Genomic DNA, 882 nt, shown 5'->3' with positions numbered 1-882 from the left:
TCGCCGGGGTCCTGCGCCGCCTGTTGCGAGCCTGACCCGGCCTCGGTGCCGGTGTGGGTGGTGATGGGCAGGACGATCAGGTCGGGGGTGGGTTCTCCTGCCTGGACGGCGCCGGTGAGGGTGGTGAGGTCGGGGTAGTGGGACACGCTGACGCCGGTCCCGCGCAGGGCCTCGGCCAGTCCGTGATCCCCCAGCACCGCCCAGGACTCGCGGTTGACCGGGCCGAGCTCCAACGGCTGCCAGTCCACCCGGAACAGCGCGTCGCCCACGCCTCGTCCGGCGGGCTTGAGCTGCTCCGACGAGACCAGCCGCGCCGAGAGCGTGTCGATCGAGACGACGGGCGTGCCGGAGGGGTCGGTGGCCTGCAGGGACAGTGATCCTGCCTCGCCCAGTACGACGTGTACGCGCAGGTGGGTCGCTCCGGAGGCGTGCAGCCGCACCCCGCTCCACGCGAACGGCAGCCGGTTTCGCCCTTCCGGCACCTCGGCCAGACCCGCCCAGGCCGGAAGGTGCACGGCGGCGTCGAGCAGCGCGGGGTGGATGCCGAAGCGGCCGGCCTCGTCGTGCCGGTCCTCGGGGAGGGCGACCTCGGCGAACAGTTCGTTCCCGCGCCGCCACGCCGCCCGCAGGCCCCGGAACGCCGGCCCATAGTGCAGACCGGCCGCGGTCAAAGCCTCGTACACATCGTCCACGTCGAGCGCGTCCGCGTCACGCGGCGGCCACGATGGGCGAGCGCCGCCGGGTTCGGCCCCGTCACTCACCAGGACGGCGGTGGCGTGGTGGGTCCAGTCGCCGCCGCTCTCCGGCCGGGAGTAGATGTCGAGCGCCGTCCGGTCCGGGACGGAGCGGTCGAGGATCACCTGCACCTGCACCGTGTTCGCG

1 protein-coding gene is annotated in these 882 nt (G+C 73.7%); it reads right to left on the bottom strand.

Annotation, left to right across the window (positions count from 1 at the left end; translation table 11 throughout):
* Nucleotides 1-882 (bottom strand): polyketide synthase dehydratase domain-containing protein (locus Mco01_RS38725; RefSeq protein WP_204061795.1); only part of this gene is annotated, 882 nt, incomplete at both ends.

The sequence above is a fragment of the Microbispora corallina genome, from assembly GCF_016863035.1.
GTDB lineage: Bacteria > Actinomycetota > Actinomycetes > Streptosporangiales > Streptosporangiaceae > Microbispora > Microbispora corallina.
This window is presented reverse-complemented; position numbering and strand designations above follow the sequence as displayed.